The 23229-nt window shown below is 33.0% G+C and carries 18 protein-coding genes; 16 read left to right on the forward strand and 2 right to left on the reverse strand.

Features of this window, described 5'->3' with window-relative positions; all coding sequences use genetic code 11:
* Window positions 1–93: 93 nt before the first annotated feature.
* Window positions 94–738, reverse strand: a complete 645-nt coding sequence (locus DG508_RS12695; RefSeq protein ID WP_108868498.1) for a hypothetical protein — start codon at window positions 736–738, stop codon at window positions 94–96.
* Between the two features lie 111 nt (window positions 739–849).
* On the opposite strand from DG508_RS12695, the gene DG508_RS12700 reads away from it, so the two are divergent.
* The 15 genes from DG508_RS12700 to ilvA all read left to right on the forward strand — a co-directional run bounded on the left by DG508_RS12700 (window position 850) and on the right by ilvA (window position 19838).
* On the forward strand, window positions 850–2184 hold the full coding sequence (locus DG508_RS12700) for an aspartate kinase (RefSeq protein ID WP_108868499.1): 1335 nt from the start codon (window positions 850–852) through the stop codon (window positions 2182–2184).
* Window positions 2185–2519: 335 nt separating this feature from the next.
* A complete protein-coding gene (locus DG508_RS12705; RefSeq protein WP_108868500.1) occupies window positions 2520–4058 on the forward strand; it encodes a YifB family Mg chelatase-like AAA ATPase in 1539 nt (512 codons plus the stop codon).
* A 145-nt stretch (window positions 4059–4203) separates the two neighbouring features.
* Entirely contained in the window at window positions 4204–5340 is a 1137-nt protein-coding gene (locus DG508_RS12710) for a DUF2891 domain-containing protein (RefSeq protein WP_108868501.1), read from the forward strand.
* 79 nt (window positions 5341–5419) lie between these two features.
* Window positions 5420–6634 (forward strand): Nramp family divalent metal transporter, encoded by a 1215-nt coding sequence (locus DG508_RS12715; protein WP_108868502.1) that lies wholly within the window; start codon window positions 5420–5422, stop codon window positions 6632–6634.
* Between the two features lie 26 nt (window positions 6635–6660).
* Complete coding sequence (pxpA, locus tag DG508_RS12720) at window positions 6661–7386, forward strand: 5-oxoprolinase subunit PxpA (protein ID WP_108868503.1); 726 nt, start codon at window positions 6661–6663, stop codon at window positions 7384–7386.
* Between the two features lie 10 nt (window positions 7387–7396).
* Window positions 7397–8122 (forward strand): 5-oxoprolinase subunit PxpB, encoded by a 726-nt coding sequence (gene pxpB, locus DG508_RS12725; RefSeq protein ID WP_108868591.1) that lies wholly within the window; start codon window positions 7397–7399, stop codon window positions 8120–8122.
* Window positions 8119–8979 (forward strand): 5-oxoprolinase subunit C family protein, encoded by an 861-nt coding sequence (locus DG508_RS12730; RefSeq protein WP_159090811.1) that lies wholly within the window; start codon window positions 8119–8121, stop codon window positions 8977–8979. Before pxpB ends, DG508_RS12730 begins: the two co-directional genes overlap by 4 nt.
* 285 nt (window positions 8980–9264) lie before the next feature.
* Entirely contained in the window at window positions 9265–9684 is a 420-nt protein-coding gene (locus DG508_RS12735; protein WP_108868505.1) for a hypothetical protein, read from the forward strand.
* Window positions 9685–10466: 782 nt separating this feature from the next.
* Entirely contained in the window at window positions 10467–11138 is a 672-nt protein-coding gene (locus DG508_RS12745) for a sensor histidine kinase (protein ID WP_234418226.1), read from the forward strand.
* 153 nt (window positions 11139–11291) lie between these two features.
* Window positions 11292–11939: a response regulator transcription factor gene (locus tag DG508_RS12750; protein ID WP_108868508.1), complete on the forward strand. Its 648-nt coding sequence runs from the start codon at window positions 11292–11294 to the stop codon at window positions 11937–11939.
* 718 nt (window positions 11940–12657) lie between these two features.
* Window positions 12658–14334: a dihydroxy-acid dehydratase gene (gene ilvD, locus DG508_RS12755; protein WP_108868509.1), complete on the forward strand. Its 1677-nt coding sequence runs from the start codon at window positions 12658–12660 to the stop codon at window positions 14332–14334.
* A 171-nt stretch (window positions 14335–14505) separates the two neighbouring features.
* Entirely contained in the window at window positions 14506–16239 is a 1734-nt protein-coding gene (gene ilvB / locus DG508_RS12760; protein ID WP_108868510.1) for a biosynthetic-type acetolactate synthase large subunit, read from the forward strand.
* Window positions 16240–16297: 58 nt separating this feature from the next.
* The gene (gene ilvN / locus DG508_RS12765) at window positions 16298–16837 is read left to right on the forward strand and encodes an acetolactate synthase small subunit (protein ID WP_199185067.1); all 540 of its coding nucleotides are present in this window, start codon (window positions 16298–16300) and stop codon (window positions 16835–16837) included.
* A 108-nt stretch (window positions 16838–16945) separates the two neighbouring features.
* Complete coding sequence (gene ilvC / locus DG508_RS12770; protein WP_108868512.1) at window positions 16946–18421, forward strand: ketol-acid reductoisomerase; 1476 nt, start codon at window positions 16946–16948, stop codon at window positions 18419–18421.
* A gap of 151 nt (window positions 18422–18572) precedes the next feature.
* Window positions 18573–19838, forward strand: a complete 1266-nt coding sequence (ilvA, locus tag DG508_RS12775) for a threonine ammonia-lyase IlvA (RefSeq protein ID WP_108868513.1) — start codon at window positions 18573–18575, stop codon at window positions 19836–19838.
* A gap of 77 nt (window positions 19839–19915) precedes the next feature.
* Here ilvA and DG508_RS12780 read toward each other — a convergent pair whose 3' ends face one another.
* The gene (locus tag DG508_RS12780) at window positions 19916–21613 is read right to left on the reverse strand and encodes a T9SS type A sorting domain-containing protein (RefSeq protein ID WP_108868514.1); all 1698 of its coding nucleotides are present in this window, start codon (window positions 21611–21613) and stop codon (window positions 19916–19918) included.
* Between the two features lie 508 nt (window positions 21614–22121).
* On the opposite strand from DG508_RS12780, the gene DG508_RS12785 reads away from it, so the two are divergent.
* Window positions 22122–22688 carry an outer membrane beta-barrel protein gene (locus tag DG508_RS12785; protein ID WP_108868515.1) on the forward strand — a complete coding sequence of 189 codons (567 nt, stop codon included), beginning with the start codon at window positions 22122–22124 and terminating at the stop codon, window positions 22686–22688.
* Window positions 22689–23229: the final 541 nt, after the last annotated feature.

The raw sequence follows: 23229 nt of genomic DNA on the forward strand, positions 1-23229 counted from the left end.
TGTATGGGGGTTTTTTGTAGAACTTTTACAAGGTATAATGGGCTTTCTTAATGCATAAAGCAGGTTTAGCATTATTAGATAGTTACATTAGTATTACTCTTCTTTTATTTCGTTCATTAATAAGAAAGCCTTATTTACATATTCTTTTTCTAAAAATAAGGTAAAGTAATTTGAAGTAGAGATCACTTCAAATACTGGGATTCCATCATAGGCCAACAATTTAAAAATGTAAAAATACAAACCAATAACCTTTGAGTTATCTTCTGGCAAAGCAATAGAAATAGAAGACAAATTATCAGTAACAGAAATACAAGTCTCGTTTTTAAAATGCTTGTCTACAATAGGTTTTAATGATGAGGTAACCAGTATATTACTTTCTTGGAAATTGCTAGAATAAGTAAAATATGCCTTTGCTTCATTTTTTACACTATCCAAAAGATTACTTTGGCTAGTTAGAATATTATTAGAATTGAGGAATGTATATTCTGTTATTCCTGATCGAACTACAATATCACCTAATTCTCTTAGGTTATTAAGGTGTTTGATTCGCCTTGGATGATAACGCCTTAGAGCCATTACTATAGAACCTGGCTTTACAGGTTTCTTCATGATCTTTTCTACTTTTGGAAGAAGATCAACAGCTAGAGAACTAAAATTGATAATATCTCTAGATAAAGCATCCTCCAAAAAAGGTTGGTGCCTAAGTATATTGTGTACACAATCAGTAATAGTTTTCATTGTTACATATTTAACATTTTGTACAAATTTATATTTTTTATTTTAATTTTTTTATTATCTGTAGACTATTAATTAATTATGTAGTACCAAAAACCACTAAAACCTAAATTGATGAAAATTTTAAAATTCGGAGGTACATCCGTTGGATCTGTAGAAAACCTGAATAGGGTAAAAGAAATTTTGACTTCGGATCAAGAAGATAAAATAGTAGTTTGTTCTGCAATGTCTGGCGTAACGGATCAATTAGTTCGTTTGGTAGAGAATATAAAGTTTAATGATACAGATGCCATTACTAGAAACTTACACCAATTAGAGAGTAAACATAGTGATGTGATAGATGCTTTGATAGAAGATCAGGGGATTAGAAATACACTCAAAGATGGTTTGTCTTCTATGGTTACAGACATGTTTGAAATAGCAAGTCAAGAATATTCAGAAGTTGTAAACTCAAGAATTATTACTTATGGAGAGACTATTTTGACATATATTTTCTCAGGATTTCTAAACTTTGAAGGCGTACCAAATACATTATTAGATGCAAAAGAATTTATGCATGTAGAATCTGTAGATAAACCAAATATTGATAAGGTAGGTGCGCGCTTGCATACAGTTATAGAAAAAGGAGTTCAATCTTCATTATATATTACACAAGGGTTTGTGTGTAGAAATGATAAAGAAGAGATCAGCCACTTAAAAAGAGGTGGTAGTGATTATACAGCTACAATTATAGGAGCTGCATTAAACGCAACAGAAATACAAATATGGACAGATATTGATGGGTTACATAATAATGACCCAAGATATGTTGATGATACGCACCCAATATCTCATCTTACCTATAATGAAGCAGCAGAATTAGCATACTTTGGAGCAAAAATCTTGCACCCACAAACAGTTTCTCCTGTTGTAGGTAAAGATATTCCAGTACTTTTAAAAAATACTTTTGACCCCGAAGCTACAGGTACTATAATTTCTAATAGGATCCATCAAAAAGGATTAAAAGCAATCTCAGCAAAAGACGGAATTACTGCTATCAAAATTAAATCCAATAGAATGTTGATGGCACATGGGTACTTAAGAAGAATTTTTGAAGTTTTTGATATATATCAAACATCAATTGATATGATTACAACTTCAGAAATAGCTATCTCACTAACAGTTGATAATACAAGTAATCTAGATGAAATTGTAAAAGAAATAGAAACGTATGCAGAAATAACGGTAGAACATGATCATAGTATTATTTGTATAGTAGGAGAATCAGTGATCGATGATAAAAAATCATATAGACTTTTTGAAATATTGAATTTTATACCTGTACGTATGGTATCCTATGGAGGTAGTAATAATAATGTTTCTATTTTGGTAGATACCAAAGATAAGATACCAACTCTAAAATTTTTAAATAAAAAACTGTTTCAGGTTTATGAAGAAGCAGTCGTATAATTTGTTTGTTATGTATATGCAATATGCATAAAATTAAGTAGGAGGTATATGAAAGCATTAAATATAGAATGTTTTTAAGTATACCTCTACTTTCTTTATTAATATACAACTAGCACTATAAAGTGTAATTCTTCCTTAAAAAGTAAATAAGCCTTCTCTTGATTTTAATAATAGCACACTTCTCGTTATTATAAAGGTGGATATTAGTAAAGACAATATTAATAAAAGACCTAGGTATTCTGTTTTTCAGAAGCTTATTTACCAACTTTAAATTATCAGTTTCTTTTTTTGAAACTAACTATCCTTATGTTTGTATGAATGTAAAAAAATAACACATGCTTACAAAAGTTTTCGGGAGTGCTGTATTTGGAGTAGAGGCAACAACAATAACAGTAGAAGTAAATATTGACAAAGGGATAGGCTATCATTTGGTAGGATTGCCAGACAATGCAATAAGAGAAAGTAGTTACCGTATTGCGGCTGCTTTAAAAAATAATGGCTATAAATTGCCAGGAAAGAAAATTACAATCAATATGGCACCTGCCGATATGCGAAAAGAAGGGTCAGCTTATGATCTTACTCTAGCATTAGGAATTCTTACGGCAAGTTCGCAGATCAAAGGAACATCAATAGAAAAATATTTAATTATGGGTGAATTGTCTTTAGATGGTACTTTACAACCCATAAAAGGAGTATTGCCTATCGCGATCAAGGCTCGAGAAGAAGGATATAAAGGGTTTATTTTACCAAAACAAAATGCAAAAGAAGCGGCAATAGTTGATCGACTAGAGGTATATGGAGTAGATTCTATAAAAGAAGTTATCGATTATTTTGATGATAAGGGAAATCTTGAGCGCACTATTGTCAATACAAAACAAGAATTTTATACAGCTTTAGAGAATCCAGAATTTGATTTTGCAGATGTAAAAGGGCAAGAAAGTATAAAACGATGTATGGAGATTGCTGCTGCCGGGGGACATAACATTATATTGGTAGGTCCACCAGGTAGTGGAAAAACAATGTTGAGTAAAAGATTACCAAGTATATTACCGCCAATGTCTTTGCAAGAAGCTCTAGAGACAACAAAAATTCATAGTGTAGCGGGTCGTATAAAAGAGAGTGTAGGGCTTATGGCACAACGTCCTTTTCGTAGCCCTCATCACACTATATCAAATGTCGCATTAGTAGGAGGAGGAAGTTATCCCCAGCCTGGTGAAATTTCATTGTCTCATAACGGTGTTTTGTTTTTAGATGAATTACCCGAGTTTAAAAGAGATGTGCTCGAGGTAATGAGACAACCCTTAGAAGATAGAGAGGTAACTATTTCTAGAGCAAAATTTACAGTTACTTATCCCTCTAGTTTTATGTTGGTTGCTAGCATGAATCCAAGTCCAGGAGGGTATTTTAATGATCCAGATGCACCAGTAACCTCTTCTCCAGCAGAAATGCAGCGATATCTGAGTAAGATATCTGGGCCATTACTGGATAGAATTGATATTCATATAGAGGTAACACCTGTACCCTTTGATAAATTGAGTGAAGAAAGAAAAGGAGAATCTAGTATTGATATTAGAAAAAGAGTGATCATGGCTCGAGAAATACAAACAAAGAGATTTTCTGAAGTAAAAAATATACATTACAATGCACAAATGGGAGTGAAACAGATAGAAGAATTCTGTGTATTAGATAAAGTTTCAAAAGAATTGCTCAAAACCGCTATGGAAAAATTAAACCTCTCCGCTAGAGCTTATGATAGAATTCTTAAGGTTTCTAGAACGATCGCAGATATAGAAGGAGTAGAAAAGGTACAAAGTGATCATATTTCAGAAGCAATACAGTATCGAAGTCTAGATCGTGACGGGTGGTTGGGGTAGTTTTTTTGCCGTAATCATAAATTTATAAACTATTTATTGTTATTATCAACAATCATATTCATACAATTTAAGAAATTAATATTTTTAGAAAATATCATTTTGAACTCAAAATGAGTTCTTTTAGAAATTTTTAATGTAATTATATATGTACCGAATATTTTTTATTGCCTCACTATTGATTTTTATAGGTTGTAATCAAGTTGAAAAAGTAGATACCAGTAAACAATCTGTAGAGACAGCTGTGAAGGAGGTGTTGCCTGCAAATCCAATTCAACCCCCATTACAACTTACACTAGAGCAAGCTAATAATTTAGCAGAATTGCCATTAGCATGTTTACAAGTGGAATACCCTAATAGATTAGGACAGACTCTTGGTGGTAAAGAAAGTATCGGTGAACCTCACGAACTACACCCTGCGTTTTATGGATGTTTTGATTGGCACTCTTCGGTACATGGGCATTGGTCTTTGGTAAAACTACTCAAAGAATTTCCAGAATTAGATAAAAAAGAAGAAGCAAAAGCCAAATTACTTAAAAACATATCCAAGAAAAATATAGAAGCAGAAATTGCATATTTTAAAGGAAAACACAATAAAGTGTACGAGAGAACCTATGGTTGGGCATGGTTACTTAAATTAGCAGAAGAGTTACATACCTGGAATGACCCTTTTGCTAGAGAACTAGAACAAAATTTACAACCATTAACCAATATTATTGTTGAGCGATTTATTGAGTTTTTACCAAAACTTAAATACCCAATTAGAGTAGGAGAGCATACCAACACAGCCTTTGGATTATCCTTTGCCTGGGATTATGCAAATACAGTACAAAATCAAAAACTAAAGAGCCTTATAGAAACTCGAGCAAAGGATTTTTATAGCAATGATCAAGGTTGTCCAATAACATGGGAACCTAGCGGATATGATTTTCTATCTCCTTGTTTTGAAGAAATAGATTTGATGCGTAGGGTATTGGCAGAAAAAGAATTTGATAACTGGATATCTACGTTTATGCCTCAGTTAAAAGCTAAAAATTTTACAATCAGTGTAGGAGAAGTGTCTGATCGTACAGATGGTAAGTTAGTTCATTTAGATGGACTTAATTTTAGTCGAGCATGGGTGTTGTATGGTTTAGCAGGACAATACAAGGAATATGAGCATCTTTTTTCTGTAGCAAATACACATATCAACTATTCTTTACCTAATTTGGTAGGAGATAGTTATGAAGGAGGGCATTGGCTAGGATCGTTTGCTATTTATGCACTTGATAGTAACGCTCAGTAAATAAAAGAGTATTCTATATAGTAATCAAAAATAGTAAGTAAGAGAATGGTAGTGTAAAGCCACAGAAAAAATTAAACAAATGAAAAAGTTCTTTAATATTGGTCCAGGTACATGGGTAACAGCCGCTTTTATAGGCCCTGGTACTGTAACTGTATGCACTATGGCAGGTGTACAATTTGGGTATTCACTACTATGGGCACTAGTGTTATCTGTAATAGCCTGTGTTATTCTTCAGGAAATGGCGGCTAGATTAGGAGTGGTTACTCAAAAAGGACTTAGTGAAGTAATAAAGTCGCAGTTTGATAATAAAATAGTAAAAAGCATTCTTGTTATCTTAATTTTGTCAGCTATTTTTATAGGAAATGCAGCCTATGAAGCAGGGAATATAAGTGGCGGAGTACTTGGATTAGCTACAATACTAGAATCCTCAAAAGATACAATACATATCCCTAAATACTACTTAAGTATCAGTATTGGTATCATCGCATTTACTTTACTGTATATCGGTAATTATAAAGTATTAGAACGTAGTCTTATTGTATTAGTATTGTTGATGAGTATAGCCTTTGTGGTAACTGCAATTGTAACCAAGCCTGACCTCTCTATGCTTTTCAAAGGATTTATACCTAATTTCTCAGAAGACAATGTATTAACTATTGTAGGGTTAATAGGAACTACAGTAGTACCTTATAATCTGTTTTTGCATGCCTCTATAGTTAGCGAAAAATGGAAAACTACAGAAGATTTACCAGCCGCAAAAAAAGATACCATCGTAGCAATTGTATTAGGTGGAATTGTATCAATGGCTATTATTGTAGCAGGAGCCGCCATACAACAATCAGAAATAAATAATGCAGCAGATTTGGCAAAAGGTTTAGAGCCCGTTTTTGGTGTTACTGCAAAATATGTACTCTCTTTGGGGTTATTTGCCGCAGGAATCACTTCGGCAATTACAGCGCCCCTTGCTGCCGCATATGTAGTAAAAGGCTGTTTAGGATGGAAAGATGGACTCAAAAGTACCTCATTTAGAGCAGTATGGATGTTTATCTTATTTTTGGGAGTCTTATTTTCTTCTCTAGAGATTAAATCTATAGTGATTATCAGATTTGCTCAAATAGCAAATGGACTTCTATTACCTGTAATTGCAATTTTTTTAGTGTGGGTTATGAACCAACAAAAAATATTAGGAAAGTATACCAATACATGGAAACAGAATTTAATAGGGATTTTTATCATAATAATAACCTGTTTTTTGGGGTTCAGAGGTATCTGGAAAGTAATCGAAAATTTGTAGGATTTTTCGTAGTTTAATGTAAGAATATGAAAAATATAATACTCAATGCAGATGTAGGAGAGGAAGCTGGTTTTGATGCAGATATAATGCCGTATATCTCATGGTGTAATATAGCATGTGGTAGCCATGCAGGAAACGATTTGGTGATACAAGAAACCATCAGACTAGCAATGCAACATGGTGTGAAAATAGGAGCACATCCTTCGTATCCCGATCGTCAAAATTTTGGTAGAGTGAAAATGGAGATAGCGTACAAGGATTTGGTAAAAACAATAACAGAACAAATACAATTAGTAAAAGCATATACAGAAAAAGAAGGAGGGCAAATCCATCATGTAAAACCTCATGGAGCACTTTATAATGAAGCGGTAAAAAATAAAAGTGTTGCTATGGCTATTATTGAATCTATAAAAAATGTCGATAAAAGTTTGTCTGTAGTGACCTTAAAAAATGATAAATTTTCATATCTTTCAGATCAAGGAATTGAGGTGAAATATGAGGCCTTTGCAGATCGTAATTATAATGATGATATAGCATTAGTTTCGAGATCAGAAAATAGAGCAGTACTTACGGATCCCAAAGAAGTTTTTGAGCATGTAAAAAGAATGGTGTGTGATAAGAATGTAAAAACAAAAAACGGAGTAGTAGTTCCTATTTTTTTTGATACAATCTGTGTGCATGGAGATAACCCCGAATCAGTTCGTATTTTGAAATATTTACATAAAGAATTTTCACAGATGGATCTATTGTAAAAGAATGAAAATGAAGTATGAATTACAATATAAACAATATTCTGAAAATGCTATTTTAATACAGTGGCCTCAGGAAATTAATGAAAATATTCTTCAAGATGTACTCAGCTATAAAAAAAACATTGTAACTTTTTATGGTGAACTTATTGTTGAGGTAATCCATTCATATAATTCATTGTTAATTGTTTATGTGTCAACTATAGAAAACATCTATACTGCTTTTTTAGAATTAAAATCCTTATATGATATTACAGGTGAATTTGTAAGTGAGGAAACAAGAGTATGGAAAATTCCAGTCTGCTACTCTTCTACATTGGCTCCAGACTTAGAGGTATTTGCAAGTAAAAAAAAGCTAACAAAAAAAGAAGTAATTCATTTGCACACTACCCCAGTATACACCATTTATTTTATAGGATTCTTACCTGGTTTTTTATACTTGGGGGGACTTGATGATGTATTGTCTACTCCACGAAAAAAAACTCCATCCTTACATGTTAAAAAAGGAGCAGTAGCTATAGGAGGAAATCAAACAGGAATATATCCCATGGATAGCCCTGGTGGATGGCATGTAATTGGTATGTGTCCATTGAATTTTTTTGACCCAAATAATAGAGATTGTTGTTTTGCTTCTTCAGGAGATAAGATACAGTTTACAGTAATAGAAGAAGAAGAATATAACGCAATAAGTTCACTTGTAGAGAAGGGAATGTATGCACCAGAATGTGTTATTTTATGACAGGAAGTGTTACAGTAGTACGATCAGGTTTTTTTACTACCATTCAGGATGAAGGGCGTTTTGGGTTTTCAAAATATGGAGTTCCTTCTAGTGGAGCCATGGATAAAAAATCCTATGGATATGCAAATTTGATAGTAGGGAATAAAACAAATGCAGCTTGTATAGAGTGGACATTGCAACCTCCCGTATTACAATTTTCAAAACCCACATTGATTGCTTTGTCAGGAGCCAAAATAGATGCTTTTTTGAATGACAAAAAAGTAGATATGTATAAGCAAATTCAAGTCAATGCAAATGATGTTTTAAAATTAAGTGCTTGTAGGAAAAATATGTATGGGTATATAAGTATAAAGCAAGGTTTTTTATCTCCTGTAGTACTTGATAGTAGCTCTTTTTTAAAATCAATAACTAGAAAACAAAGAATAGAAACTGGGGATACAATATCATATAATGAGATAGAATATTATAATAATCAATTTGCAACTATTTCTATACCTGCTATAGAGAGAAACACAAAAGAGTTAGAAGTATACAAAGGAATAGAGTTTGATTTGTTATCGCCAGCGCAAAAATCTATTCTATTAAATTCAGAATTTACCATATCGAATACCATCAATAGGATGGCAATACAGCTCGAAGAAAATATTTCTAATACGATACCGCCTATTTTTACTTCTGCGGTATTGCCAGGCACTGTACAACTCACCCCATTGGGTACAATGATTGTACTAATGCGGGATTGCCAGACTACAGGCGGATACCCAAGAATCCTACAGTTGACAGAAGATTCAATTAATCAGATTGCTCAAAAAAGAATGAAAGAGAAATGTAGTTTTAAGCTAGTTAAATTCATATAGATTAACTCTTTTCTTTTTTGTAATAAGTATATTAATACCGTAACAATATTGCTTGTAAGAAAATACATACGTGACACAGGGGAAAAACCCCTATTTTACTATAGGGGATTTTTCCCCTGTACGTTTTTTTTGCAACATTATTTTTGATGCTTAATTGCTTGTTTAATAGTTGTTTATGATGTATTTGAAGTTCTTTTGTTTTGATAAGAAGGGTAGGTGTGTTTGTTTTGCTCATAGATTTTTAGATATCTTAGTACAGTATTAATATTAAAAATCATAAATGTTATGGGGAAAGATTTACCTAAAAAAAAGAAAAAAAAACCTGAAAAGTGTATCAGTGTTGAGAAAGCAAGAGCATTGGAGAAAAATTGGTGTAATACAAGAACACCAGAGATTGATAAGTGTTTAGGGTTTGTTGATTCTAGAGAGTTTTATTGGAGTGTAGCAGAATTACAGGAATATTTAAAGTATGTAAAAAAACAATCTAGGAAACAGGGGATAGATAATCCAGGAATACGAGTTTACCTAGGAGCGTATCCTAAAGAAAAGTGTGAAATGAATAGAGGGTATGCTACCGTATTTTTAGCACCTACAGGTGCTCCTGCAGGAGAGCAAGGTAAAGGAGGAGCTTATGCACCAAATAATTATAGTATTGCGCCTTTTAATTTTAGTAATGGAGGAGGGGATCCACCACCAATTTATTAATCAAATAATTTTGTGAATATATACAATCTTCCTCTTTTTTTTGAGCTAATGGCAGCTTTATTTGGAGTAATTTATTTAATAAAATGCCGAGATCTTTCTTCTCGGTATTTTGTTGCTTTTCTTTGCTTTACTTTTATTCTTGAACTTGTTGGACATTTTATTAATCTTGCAAATGATAATTTTTTGTCTTTCATTGTAGGAACAAAGTTTGAAAATAACTACTGGTTATATAACCCATTCATTATTTTTAATTTTATATTCTACACTTATTATTTCAGGGAACATATAAGGTTATTAAGAGTGAAAAAAATATTACTTTTTTTCCTTTTATTATATTTTTTAACGTCAGTGATAAACCTAGTACTGTCAGATGTTTATTTTGTGAGTTATTCTAGATATTCTTTTATACTAGGTTCCATATTAATTTTGTTTGTTGTTTTATTTTATTTTTTTGAAATATTGAAAAGTGATGAGATACTTAATTTTACAAAAGTGTTATCTTTTTATGTGGCTATTGGAGCTTTAGTTTTTCATTTAGGAGTTACACCTTTATTTATTTATACTAAATACTATAGCAGTGCAAAAAGTCCTGAATTTGTTCAGGTTTATAGAATAATTCTTACAGCGGCCAATATTTTTATGTATACTTGCTACACCATTGGATTTATAGTATGCTCCCGAAAGAACAAATCTTACTAATTATATATTTTATCATTATTATTCTTTTTTTTATAATTTTTGGTATCATATTTTTTGTAGCTTTTCAACGTAGAAAAAACAAATTGATTTTAGATAAATTAAAAGCAGAACAGCGTTTTGAGGATGAGATTTTTAAATCTACCATAGAGATTCAAGAACAGGCCCTAAAAAATGTAAGTTGGGAACTACATGATAATATAGGGCAGTTGTTATCTACTGCTGTTATGCAGATCAATATTATGGGAACTACCATAGATGAGAAAACATCAGAATCCCTACAAGATGTTAGAAAACTAGTAGGCGATAGTTTACAGGAAATACGTAGCTTGTCTAAAACCCTTAATCATGAAGTAATTCAAAATGTAGGACTAGAAAAATCTATTCAGGTTGAGCTCAAACGATTTGAGAAACTTAATTTTTTAACTCCCGTATTAACCGTAAAAGGAGATGAAGTATATATTGATCCCAAGGATGAGATTATTTTATACCGTATCATTCAAGAATTTTTCTCTAATACAATTAAGCACGCAGAAGCCTCTCGATTAGAGGTGACATTAGATTATACTCCAGAAGCTTTATTAATAATAATAAAAGATGATGGTGTAGGGTTTGATATGCAGTCTGTTCAGTCTAATTCTGGGTTATTAAATATGAGAAGCCGAGCTTCTTTGCTTAAAGCTTCATTAGATTATACCTCTTCACCAGGAAAAGGAGTTTCACTTACCTTGTCATATCCTATACAACATAAGGATTGATTTAATACATTTGTCTTATTAAATAAAGAAACGATAGTTTCTATACAACCTGTTGATAAAGTGGGTTTGTGATAAAGATCGATTGAGATGATAAATGAGGATGTTTTGATCAGTATTGTATAGCACATTTTAGAAAACAATAAAAAAAAACAGATGAAAAAGAAGACAGTTGTCATTGTTGATGATCATCTTTTGTTTGCACAATCATTAGAAGGGTTGATTTCAAAACTCGAAGGATATAAAGTTTTAGCCATTTTAAAAAATGGAAAAGAGCTCACGCAGTATTATTTGCATAAAAGGAGGATACCAGATTTGGTACTTCTTGATGTGAAAATGCCAGTGATGGATGGGGTGCAAACTATGCAATGGCTCAAAGAAAATCAACCAGAGCAAAAAGTATTGGCACTAACGATGGAGGATGATGAAGACACTATTATAAAAATGCTTCGATCGGGGGCAAAAGGATATTTGCTGAAAGATGTGCACCCAGAAAATTTTCAATTTGCGATGAAGATGGTTTTAGAACAAGGTTTTTTCTATTCAGGAAAAATACAGGTAGCATTGCAAAACTCTGATAAGAATAAGAAAAGAGAAGAACTACATAAAAAACTAACGGATAAAGAAAAATTGTTTTTAAAATTTGCTTGTTCAGAGCTTACATATAGAGGGATCGCAGAAGAAATGAACCTAAGCCCAAAAACAGTTGAGAATTATAGAGAAGCAATTTTTAAAAAATTGGAAATAAAAACCAGAGTAGGATTAGTGATTTATTGTATAAAACATAAGCTCATTATGATCTAATGAACATATTCACCACAGTTTTATAGAATAAAACGTTGTTTTTCTTATTTCTTAAAGTGATAACGATCTTAAGTCTTTCGTAAACGGCATTAATTTTTTATATTATTTTTGTATATCTAATAAATATTTTTCTATATTTGAAAACATAAATGAACAACAGAAACATACATATCAATATTGTCATTAACATTGAGGTGATTATTTCACCTTGATAAGGGATAGTATTGTAAAAATATAAATAGACAATCCCTTTACCAGAAGTAAAGGGATTTTTTTTTGAAATAGATTAAAGAAAGAGTGAAAATGCAAGTAACAAATATTCGTATCAATGTCATTAACATTATTGTGATTAGTTCACCATAATGAAGGGTCTTGGTATATCAAAAAAATATAAACTCCCTTCAGTATTTGAAGGGAGTTTTTTTTGGCCTAATACCAATTTAACTTAACGCGTCATTAGAAAGTTGAATCGATATAAAGCCTTCCGAAAATAAAAAAATAACAAATAGTGATTGTAAATATAGTAAATGTAAGTATTTGAAAATCAATATTTAATGATGCTTTAAAGCACATTGGATATTGTAAGGATATTGAATAATGTATAAAGATTTAGTTACAACGAAATAATTTTATATCGTGGTTTATTTTATAAGATAGATATATCGCAAAATAAAAGTTAAAATTTTAAATAATTCACAAAAACTGACATTCAAAAAGGATGAGCATCAATAAGTTTAGTAAACAAGTTACCCAAGATGACACACAGCCAGCGGCACAAGCAATGTTGCACGCAATTGGTCTTACAGATGAAGATTTTAGTAAACCATTGGTTGGAATTGCTAGTACAGGCTACGAAGGAAACCCATGTAATATGCACCTTAATGATCTGGCAAAGCTAGTTAAGAAAGGTACATTAGAAGAAGATGTAGTAGGGCTTATATTTAATACCATTGGGGTAAGTGATGGGATTTCTATGGGAACTCCAGGAATGCGTTTTTCATTACCCTCGCGAGATGTGATCGCCGATTCTATGGAGACCGTGGTGCAAGCAATGTCATACGATGGTATGGTAACTGTAGTAGGTTGCGACAAAAATATGCCAGGAGCGTTGATGGCAATGCTTAGATTGAATCGTCCTGCAATACTGGTATATGGAGGAACGATAGCTTCAGGGTGTCATGAAGGAAAAAAACTAGATGTAGTTTCAGCTTTTGAAGCTTGGGGAGAAAAGGTAGCAGGAACCATAACGCAAACAGAATATAAAAGTGTTATAGAAAAAGCTTGTCCAGGAGCAGGAGCTTGCGGAGGAATGTATACGGCAAATACAATGGCATCTGCAATAGAAGCATTAGGAATGTCATTACCATATAATTCTTCAAACCCTGCAATTAGTTCAAATAAAGAAGAAGAGAGTATTGCGGCAGGTCGTGCAATGCGAAATCTTCTTGAAAAAGATATCAAACCCAAAGATATAGTAACCAAAAAATCACTAGAGAATGCAATACGATTAGTAACCATTCTTGGTGGGTCAACCAATGCCGTACTTCACTTTTTGGCAATTGCCAGAGCGGCCGATGTTGATTTTACGTTAGCAGACTTTCAAAGAATTAGTGATGAGACACCGTTTTTGGCAGATTTAAAACCCAGTGGAAAATATCTGATGGAAGATGTGCATGAGGTAGGAGGTATACCAGCAGTATTAAAATATTTACTAAAGAAAGGATTAATTCACGGAGATTGCCTCACAGTAACAGGAAAGACAATAGCCGAAAATTTATTAGAGATACCAGATCTTACAGAAGGACAAGATGTAATAAAACCTTTAGAAAACCCAATAAAAGAAACAGGGCACTTGAGAATTATGTTTGGTAATCTGGCAGAAGACGGGTGTGTAGCAAAAATTACAGGAAAAGAAGGACTACGTTTTCAAGGAAAAGCAAAAGTATTTAATGGAGAATATGCAGCCAATGATGGTATAAGAGATGGTTTGGTAGAGAAAGGAGATGTCGTTGTAATACGATATGAAGGCCCAAAAGGAGGGCCAGGAATGCCTGAAATGCTAAAACCTACTGCTGCTATTATGGGAGCAGGTTTAGGTAAAAATGTAGCCCTAATTACTGATGGACGGTTCTCTGGGGGAACACATGGATTTGTAGTAGGACATATTACTCCAGAGGCACAGGAAGGAGGTCTGATAGGGTTGGTAGAAGATGGCGATATCATTACCATTGATGCCGAAACAAATTCTATTACCGTAGCTATTGATGAAAATGAAATAGAAAAACGAAGAACAGCATGGAAACAACCGCCTCTTAAATTTAGCAAGGGAGTATTGTATAAATATGCTCATACAGTTTCGTCTGCATCACAAGGATGTGTAACAGACGAATTCTAAAAATGTTTTGGAATACTGTAAGTTTAATATAATTGTTTTTCAGCAAATGCTGGAATCAAAAAAGATAGCATTTGATGCTGATAACGATAAATTATCATTCTGGTGTAGATCAGAATCTAAAAAAAGCCTAGACTCTAGTTTCTAAAAGTCTGGTCTCTAAAAAAAGAGTGTATGGAAACACAAACGGAAACATTAAAAAAAGAAACAAAAGTGTCAAACAAACGCATGACAGGTGCCGAAGCAGTAATCCAGTGTCTATTGGCAGAAGGGGTAGATTTAATTTATGGATATCCTGGTGGAGCCATAATGCCTGTGTATGATGAACTGTATAAATATCAAGATCAGTTACATCATGTATTAACCAGACATGAGCAAGGAGCAACACATGCAGCTCAAGGATATGCCAGAACTAGTGGTAGAGTAGGGGTCGCACTTGCTACCTCAGGACCAGGAGCTACCAATTTTGTAACAGGGATTGCAGATGCACAAATCGATTCTACCCCTATGGTATGTATTACAGGGCAAGTAGGGTCTCATCTTTTAGGATCAGATGCCTTTCAAGAAACAGATATTATAGGAATCTCAACCCCAATTACCAAATGGAATCATCAGATTACCAAAGCAGAGGATATCCCTTCTGTATTAGCAAAAGCTTTTTATATAGCACGCTCAGGTAGACCAGGACCCGTATTGATCGATATAACAAAAGATGCACAATTTGGAGAATTGGATTTTATATATGAAAAATGTGTAGGAGTACGAAGTTATAAACCTGTGCCAAAAACAGATCCAAGTACAATAAAAGAAGCGGCCAAACTTATTAATAGTTCCAAAAAACCTATGATTGTTTTTGGTCAAGGAGTAATCCTTGGAGAAGCAGAAGAAGAATTAAAGGCTTTTGTAGAAAAAGCAGGAATACCATCTGCATGGACTATTTTGGGGCTTTCTGCATTACCAACAAAACACCCTCTTAATGTGGGAATGGTTGGAATGCATGGTAACTATGGCCCTAATAAGTTGACAAATGAATGTGATTTGTTATTAGCCATAGGAATGCGATTTGACGATCGAGTGACAGGTAATTTGGAAACCTATGCAAAACAAGCCAAAGTCATACATTTTGAAATTGATCCAGCAGAGGTAAATAAAAATGTAAAAGCAGATGTAGCAGTTATGGGAAATGTAAAAAATACCCTAGCTCAATTACTTCCTTTGGTGCAACCCAACACACACGATTCTTGGCTACAGGAATATAGAAAATATGATGCAATAGAATATGATAAGGTGATCAAAAATGAGTTGTTCCCTGATAAAGATGGATTATCTATGGGAGAAGTCATAAGAGGAATTAATCAAGAAACAGGAGGAGATGCTGTTATTGTATCAGATGTAGGGCAACACCAGATGATTGCTTGTAGATATGCAGAATTTACCCAATCCAAAAGTAATATAACCTCAGGAGGATTAGGCACAATGGGATTTGCATTGCCAGCAGCTATTGGAGCCAAAATGGGAACTCCAGAGAGAGAAGTAGTGGCAATTATAGGAGATGGTGGTTACCAGATGACAATACAAGAGCTAGGAACTATTTTTCAAACTAAAATACCAGTAAAAATTGTTGTTTTAAATAATGATTTTCTTGGTATGGTACGCCAGTGGCAACAATTATTTTTTGATAAAAGATATGCTTCTACAGAAATGGTAAATCCAGATTTTGTAAAAATAGCAGAAGGGTATCATATCAAATCAACCAGAATAACCAAAAGAGAAAATTTGCAAGAAGCAATAGCAGAAATGATTGCATGCAAAGAACCGTACTTTTTAGAAGTATGTGTAGAGAAAGAAAATAATGTATTCCCTATGATTCCAACAGGAGCATCAGTTTCAGACGTAAGATTAGAGTAATAAATGAGGTGTTCCGAATAGAACCGGAATCCATATACAATGATACAATATACCAGTAATGAAAAAAGAAAATTATACCATATCAGTATATACCGAGAATAATATAGGACTGTTGAATAGGATTTCTGCAATATTTTTGAGGCGTCATATCAACCTAGAAAGTTTTACTGCATCGGTATCAGAAATCAAAGATGTTTTTCGTTTTACAATTGTAGTAAGTATTACAGAAGAACAAGTAAAAAAGATAATCGGTCAAATAGAAAAGCAGATAGAAGTAATCAAAGCTTTTTATCATAAAGATGATGAAACGATTTATCAAGAAACGGCATTGTATAAAATTGCTTCAAAATTATTATTTGAAGAACGTAAAATCCAAAACGTAATTAAAGATAGCAATGCTAACATCGTTACAGTAACCCCAGAGTTTTTTGTATTAGAAAAGACAGGAAGACGTAGAGATGTAGAAGAGTTATATAATCAATTAGAACCATATGGTTTAATGCAGTTTGTAAGATCAGGTAGAATTTCTATCACAAAACAGAAAATGCATATTTCTAAAATACTAGAGAACTTTGGAATAGAAGAAGAACTTGTATAAAGAGATATAAGTTCTCAAAAAATAATTGATATATACAATTAAAAATAAAACAACTAAAATCAAAATTAAACCAAATTTCCTCGCGGAAATCACAACAAATTAAAAGCAATGGCAAATTATTTTAATACGCTATCATTAAGAGATCAATTAACCCAGTTAGGAAAGTGTAGATTCATGCAACCAGAAGAGTTTTCTGGCGGAGTAGAAGCACTAAAAGGAAAAAAAATAGTGATCGTAGGATGTGGAGCACAAGGATTAAATCAAGGATTGAATATGAGAGATTCTGGTTTGGATATTTCATACGCATTACGTGAAGCAGCGATCAAAGAAAAAAGACAGTCTTTTAAAAATGCATCAGAGAACGGATTCAATGTAGGAACCTATGAAGAATTAGTTCCTAAGGCAGATGTAGTTATTAATTTGACACCAGATAAGCAACATACACAAGTAGTAAATGCAGTAATGCCTTTGATGAAAAAAGGAGCTACATTATCATACTCACATGGCTTTAATATTGTAGAAGAAGGTATGCAGGTACGTGATGATCTTACTGTAATTATGGTCGCACCAAAATGTCCAGGATCAGAAGTAAGAGAAGAGTACAAAAGAGGATTTGGAGTACCTACATTGATAGCAGTGCATCCTGAAAACGACCCTCAGGGACATGGTTTTGATCAAGCAAAAGCCTATGCTGCTGGAACAGGTGGACATAGAGCAGGAGTACTGGAATCTTCGTTTGTTGCCGAAGTAAAATCTGACCTTATGGGAGAGCAAACCATTTTATGTGGATTATTACAAACAGGATCTATCCTTTGTTTTGATAAAATGGTAGAAAAAGGTATTGACCCAGGGTATGCCTCTAGATTAATTCAATATGGATGGGAAACCATTACAGAAGGAATGAAATATGGAGGAATAACAAATATGATGGATCGATTGTCAAATCCTTCAAAAATTAAAGCATTTGAACTTTCTGAAGAGTTAAAAGATATCATGCGTCCTTTGTTTCAAAAACATATGGATGACATTATGAAAGGGTATTTTTCTAAAACAATGATGGAAGATTGGGCGAATGATGATAAAAACTTATTGTCTTGGAGAGCCGCAACGGGCGAAACAGCATTCGAAAAAACGCCAGCAGGAGATGTTGAAATCTCTGAACAAGAGTTTTATGATCATGGAGTATTGATGGTAGCTTTTGTAAGAGCAGGGGTAGAGCTAGCTTTTGAAGCAATGACAGACTCAGGAATTATAGAAGAATCAGCATACTATGAATCATTACATGAAACCCCATTGATAGCAAACACCATTGCTCGTAAAAAATTATTCGAAATGAATCGTGTTATTTCTGATACAGCAGAGTATGGATGCTACTTGTTTGATCATGCTTGTAAACCATTATTAGCAGATTTTATGAAAAAAATTGATACAGATGTTATTGGTACTGCATATGATAAAAATCAAAGTAATGAAGTAGACAATGCAAAGCTCATAGAAGTAAACACAAGACTTAGAAATCACCCAATAGAAACCATTGGAGATAGGTTGAGAGCATCTATGACTGCGATGAAACCAATAGTGTAATTGAAATTATTTGTCTGGCCGAATCTGTTGAAGTTTTAAGATGTGTATTGTGTAGTCTTTGATAGATTCTGGCTGGCCAGAAATTAAAAATAATAATGTAGGGAGTAACCAACCAGACATGAATAACAATATATAATAGTAAGCTTAGGATATGAGTACTATAACCACCACATATTTCCCTCAATTGGAAGATATACAAAAAGCGGCTTCTACCATAAAAGAAGTGGCAATGGTTACTCCACTTATGAATAGTATTAGATACTCTCGTAGATATGAAGCCAATGTTTTATTGAAACGAGAAGATCTTCAGCGTGTACGCTCCTATAAGATTAGAGGAGCATTTAATAAAATAAGTTCTTTAAGCAAAGAGGAACTGGCAAAAGGAGTGGTTTGTGCTAGTGCAGGAAACCATGCGCAAGGCGTTGCATTTGCGTGTAACCATTTAGAGATAGAAGGTACCATTTATATGCCTTCTGTTACACCAAAGCAAAAAGTAGCTCAAACTCAAATGTTTGGAGGAGATCATGTAAAAATTGTACTTGAAGGAGATACATTTGATGATTCATATAAAGCCGCAATGGCAATATGTAATGCCGAAGGAAAAACATTTGTACACCCTTTTGATGATCCTAAAACTATAGAAGGACAAGGAACAATAGGGTTAGAAATTATAGAACAATCAGAGAATTCAATAGATTATATATTTGTGGCTATTGGAGGAGGAGGATTGGCTTCTGGTTTATGCGGAGCAATACATGCATTATCACCGCAAACAAAGATTATAGGTGTAGAACCAGAAGGAGCACCTTCTATGTTTACCTCATTACAAAATAATAAGAATACAGAACTAGCAGAAATTGATAAGTTTATTGATGGAGCAGCAGTGCAAAAAGTAGGAGACTATAATTTTGATATCTGTAAATCTGCTTTATCTGATATGTATACAGTGCCCGAAGGGTTGGTATGTCAAACAATTTTGGATTTGTATAATAGAGACGCAATTGTTGTAGAACCTGCGGGCGCATTAACGCTAGCTGCATTAGAGTTTTATAAAGACAAAATCAAAGGAAAAAATGTAGTCTGTATTGTAAGTGGGAGTAATAATGATATTACTCGTACCGAAGAAATCAAAGAACGAGCATTGTTGTATGCAGATTTAAAGCATTATTTTATTGTTCGTTTTCCACAACGGGCAGGAGCATTAAAACAATTTGTAGGAGAAGTACTGGGGGCAAATGATGATATCACTCATTTTGAATATTCAAAAAAATCAAGTAGAGAAAACGGACCAGCTGTAGTAGGAATAGAATTAAAAGATAAAAAAGATTTACAACCGCTAATTACCAGAATGAAAGAACTTAACTTTTTCGGGGATTATCTAAATGATAAACCTGATTTGTTTCAATTTTTGGTATAACAAAACATAGTTATTAGCTGTAAATAAAGCGCCTCTATTCTAGAATAGAGGCGCTTTTGTATTGTATTCAATAAATATTATTTGGAAATGACAAACTTCTTAGTAGTAGAAGAATTATCTTCTTTAGTAATTTTTAAAAAATAGTTGCCTTTCGGTAATTTTTCTACAGAAATTTCTAATTGAGTATTAGAGGTTGGAGTTTTACTAACAGGAACTTTTTTGATTATTTTCCCTGTAATATCAAGAATGTATATGGTTTTAATTTTGATATGTTCTGTTACAGTGTTTACAAATAGGGTATGTTGTGCTGGGTTTGGGTGAATTGTAACAGTATTATTGGAAGTTTTGTGTAATGTTCTCCTTCTTGGGTCAACACCATTTGCACTACCTTTTCGCCCATTAAGTGATGTTATATTTTGAGTTGGTGCTAACCATTTTTTTAAGAAAGGATAGACCCTGTTGAATCGTAAATAAGAGTCGTTAGTTTCAAAAGGAAGATTACAACCAGATTCCCCTCTTTCTAAATGCCCAACAAAACGTTTATTTTGATTGAATAAAGGAGATCCAGAAGAACCAGATTGTGTGATCCCCATGTCCTTATCCCACATAATTTTAAAATGATCTTTGTTTTTAGTATCAAAAGGTGTAGGTGAACCTATTGTAGCAGGGTCTCTATCAATCGATATCTTTTTTATATCTCCTACTGGATGATGTATCCCTACCGATTGTGTTGGAACATTTGTTGAAGCATCCCAACCGTTATAATATACATTATAGCTAAGTGGTGGAGTTTTTGATAGTTGTACTAATAAATAATCTTCTTTATGCCCAATCTGTCCCAATTTATCTTTTTTACCATTAGCCAATACCGTAGAACCAGATATAGAATAATCTCTAAATGCGTTAGGAGCATCAGTACTGTTACAATTAGGAGATTGATAATTAAATACAAATACCCAGGATTTTATATTAGTGGTTTGTTGAAAACTATCAGAACAGTGATAAGCGGTTATAAAATATGGAGTCCCATCATTTTTTTCATTATTAAGTAGAGAACCAGAACAAAACCGTTTCCCTTTATCAGTTACAACAAGGGCAACAGAATTAATTTGATCTTTCCATTGGCTACCTTGAGGGCAGTTTACATTAATATTACAATCACCAGAGCTATTAAAATCTTTTGCTTCTGAGCGACCTATCGCTTTTGCAATACCAAAAATATCCATGTAGTCATGAGCTACCGATTCTATTTGTAATGTTGGAATTTCTACGACAGTATTAGGTTGATAATATTCTATAGTAATTTGATCACCCTTGATTGGCGCTGTACTAAAAATCCTGGACTCATGATTGTTTTGAGAGGTAAAAGCACCTCTAATATCAGAACGATCCTTGTTGTAAATAAATAGTTTTGCACCTTCAGGGATGTAAAAATCAGAAAAAGTAAAATTGAGAGATTTAGCCCCTTGAGAATAAATGGTTAATAACCAAAACTTATTACCTTGAGCATCTGTATACCATTTCCCCGAGTTCTTTGTGTTGAAATGTACATCATGTCCATAAGCAAATCGATAAGCAATGTTTTTACCTTCATCTCGCAGATCTTCTTCCTGTAATTTCTTAAAATCAATTTTGGGCATGGTTACCTTAGGTATACCACTTGATTTTGAAACATTTTCTGTAGCAAAGCGTGGAGTGCCACCTTCACTAATCTGGGCCTTGATGCTCATTCCTAAAAGTAAGGAAAGTGCAATTGTGAAACATTTTTTTTTCATTTGTGAGTATATTTAATTTGAGTTAATAAGCTTAAAGCTACTGAAGGTTTAGAGTTAATTATTTGATAAGTAGTATATTAACTATAAATTATGTTTTTAGTCGTTAATAGTAACAAAATTTTAAAAGATGTTTTTTTTGTAAAATTCTGTTTTTGAGTTGTTTATATTGGTTTTTTATGGGTGTTAACTTTAGGAGAGTTCTTAATAAATTGGTAATAAAAAAGATAATGACCAATAAAATTAATAAAAGAAAAGATCACTTCAAATAAGGAAAGTGATCCTTATTAGGGTTGAGTTGTTTTAAAAAAACAAATTTTACAATGTGGAGCTTCCTAATTTTGTAAAAAAAATAAAAATAATTTGAGTTAAGTAAGATTTTGTTTTATAATGTGTTATGTGAATTCTAGTAGTTTTTTGTATAAATTTAATAGTTAATACACCAACTGTATTTCAATTTTGGTCTGATAATTGGTTAGTACGATACTCAACATAAATTAATAGTTCAATTATGAGAAATTTTTTATTATTAGCAGCAGTAACTTTATTAGGAATGACTGCTACAAATGCACAAGTTAAATTAGGTTTTGGTCTTGGATATGCTATCCCTTCAGGAGATATTGCAGATATGACTGATGGAGGTTTTTCTGGAAATTTAGAAATAGGATACGGTGTAACTGAAGACATCGATGTTTCACTTGTGTATCAGGGAGATTTTCTAGTGGGTGGTGATCTCAATACAACTGCTGGTGAATTGTCTTATGGAGCTGTAGCTTTAGGAAGTTACTTAGTGAATGGGCGCTATTATTTTAAGAAAGAAGGTTTCAGACCTTATGGAAGTCTAGCGCTTGGTCTTACAAGTGTGGGGTCTGTAGACATAGAAACAGCAGGTACTGATGTAGAAGTGATTGCAAGTACATCTAATTTTGCTTTTCGTCCCGCTCTAGGTTTTAAATATGGAGTTCTTAATGTAAACGCAACATACTTAAATGCAGGTAAAATAGGAAGTGGAGTAAATGAAATTAATGTAAGTGATTTTACCGTAAATGTAGGTCTTCTATTTACTATTGGTGGATAAGCAATAGAATATATCAACGATAATTATAGTAAAGGTAGCTTTTATAGCTGCCTTTATTGTTTTATAGGATGATGATCAGCTTTTTATATGATAAAAATGAGTAATAAAATATCATATCAGTAATCAAAACTATATTTTTTTAGTAAAACCTTAAAAGTTATATAGTTTTTACATATAATTAATCTTAGGTATTACTTTTTTATGTAATATTGTATCATCTAGTTAACGAAAGGGGCTACGGCCGACGATTTAGAGTTACTATTATGAAAACGGTACAAAATATTTATTTAGAAGTTAATGTTCAATCAGTGAACAAAGTAGTATGGAGTAGAACTATTCCTACACGCCGCTTTCGTCGCCCCTTGGGGGTCTAATCTTCTTTTGAAGTAGGTGCGCCCTACTTCCCCTAGAGACATAGAATTCATTTGATAAAAATCATTTATTAGAAAAACTGTTATAGCAGTTTCTTTTATACAAAATGGTATCAATACATATCATTAGTAAGATGATTTGTAAATCATATCTATCAATAAGAATTCAA

The organism is Aquimarina aquimarini (genome assembly GCF_900299535.1).
GTDB classification, from domain to species: Bacteria; Bacteroidota; Bacteroidia; order Flavobacteriales; family Flavobacteriaceae; genus Aquimarina; species Aquimarina aquimarini.

Bases quoted from the DNA above. Each gene is read 5' to 3' on its own strand.
- ilvB (WP_108868510.1), top strand. From the start codon at position 14,506: ATGGAAACACAAACGGAAACATTAAAAAAAGAAACAAAAGTGTCAAAC.
- DG508_RS12695 (WP_108868498.1), bottom strand. From the start codon at position 738: ATGAAAACTATTACTGATTGTGTACACAATATACTTAGGCACCAACCT.
- pxpB (WP_108868591.1), top strand. From the start codon at position 7,397: ATGAAGTATGAATTACAATATAAACAATATTCTGAAAATGCTATTTTA.
- DG508_RS12785 (WP_108868515.1), top strand. From the start codon at position 22,122: ATGAGAAATTTTTTATTATTAGCAGCAGTAACTTTATTAGGAATGACT.
- ilvN (WP_199185067.1), top strand. From the start codon at position 16,298: ATGAAAAAAGAAAATTATACCATATCAGTATATACCGAGAATAATATA.
- DG508_RS12730 (WP_159090811.1), top strand. From the start codon at position 8,119: ATGACAGGAAGTGTTACAGTAGTACGATCAGGTTTTTTTACTACCATT.
- DG508_RS12750 (WP_108868508.1), top strand. From the start codon at position 11,292: ATGAAAAAGAAGACAGTTGTCATTGTTGATGATCATCTTTTGTTTGCA.
- DG508_RS12705 (WP_108868500.1), top strand. From the start codon at position 2,520: ATGCTTACAAAAGTTTTCGGGAGTGCTGTATTTGGAGTAGAGGCAACA.
- ilvD (WP_108868509.1), top strand. From the start codon at position 12,658: ATGAGCATCAATAAGTTTAGTAAACAAGTTACCCAAGATGACACACAG.
- DG508_RS12710 (WP_108868501.1), top strand. From the start codon at position 4,204: ATGTACCGAATATTTTTTATTGCCTCACTATTGATTTTTATAGGTTGT.
- DG508_RS12715 (WP_108868502.1), top strand. From the start codon at position 5,420: ATGAAAAAGTTCTTTAATATTGGTCCAGGTACATGGGTAACAGCCGCT.
- pxpA (WP_108868503.1), top strand. From the start codon at position 6,661: ATGAAAAATATAATACTCAATGCAGATGTAGGAGAGGAAGCTGGTTTT.
- ilvC (WP_108868512.1), top strand. From the start codon at position 16,946: ATGGCAAATTATTTTAATACGCTATCATTAAGAGATCAATTAACCCAG.
- ilvA (WP_108868513.1), top strand. From the start codon at position 18,573: ATGAGTACTATAACCACCACATATTTCCCTCAATTGGAAGATATACAA.
- DG508_RS12700 (WP_108868499.1), top strand. From the start codon at position 850: ATGAAAATTTTAAAATTCGGAGGTACATCCGTTGGATCTGTAGAAAAC.
- DG508_RS12735 (WP_108868505.1), top strand. From the start codon at position 9,265: ATGGGGAAAGATTTACCTAAAAAAAAGAAAAAAAAACCTGAAAAGTGT.
- DG508_RS12780 (WP_108868514.1), bottom strand. From the start codon at position 21,613: ATGAAAAAAAAATGTTTCACAATTGCACTTTCCTTACTTTTAGGAATG.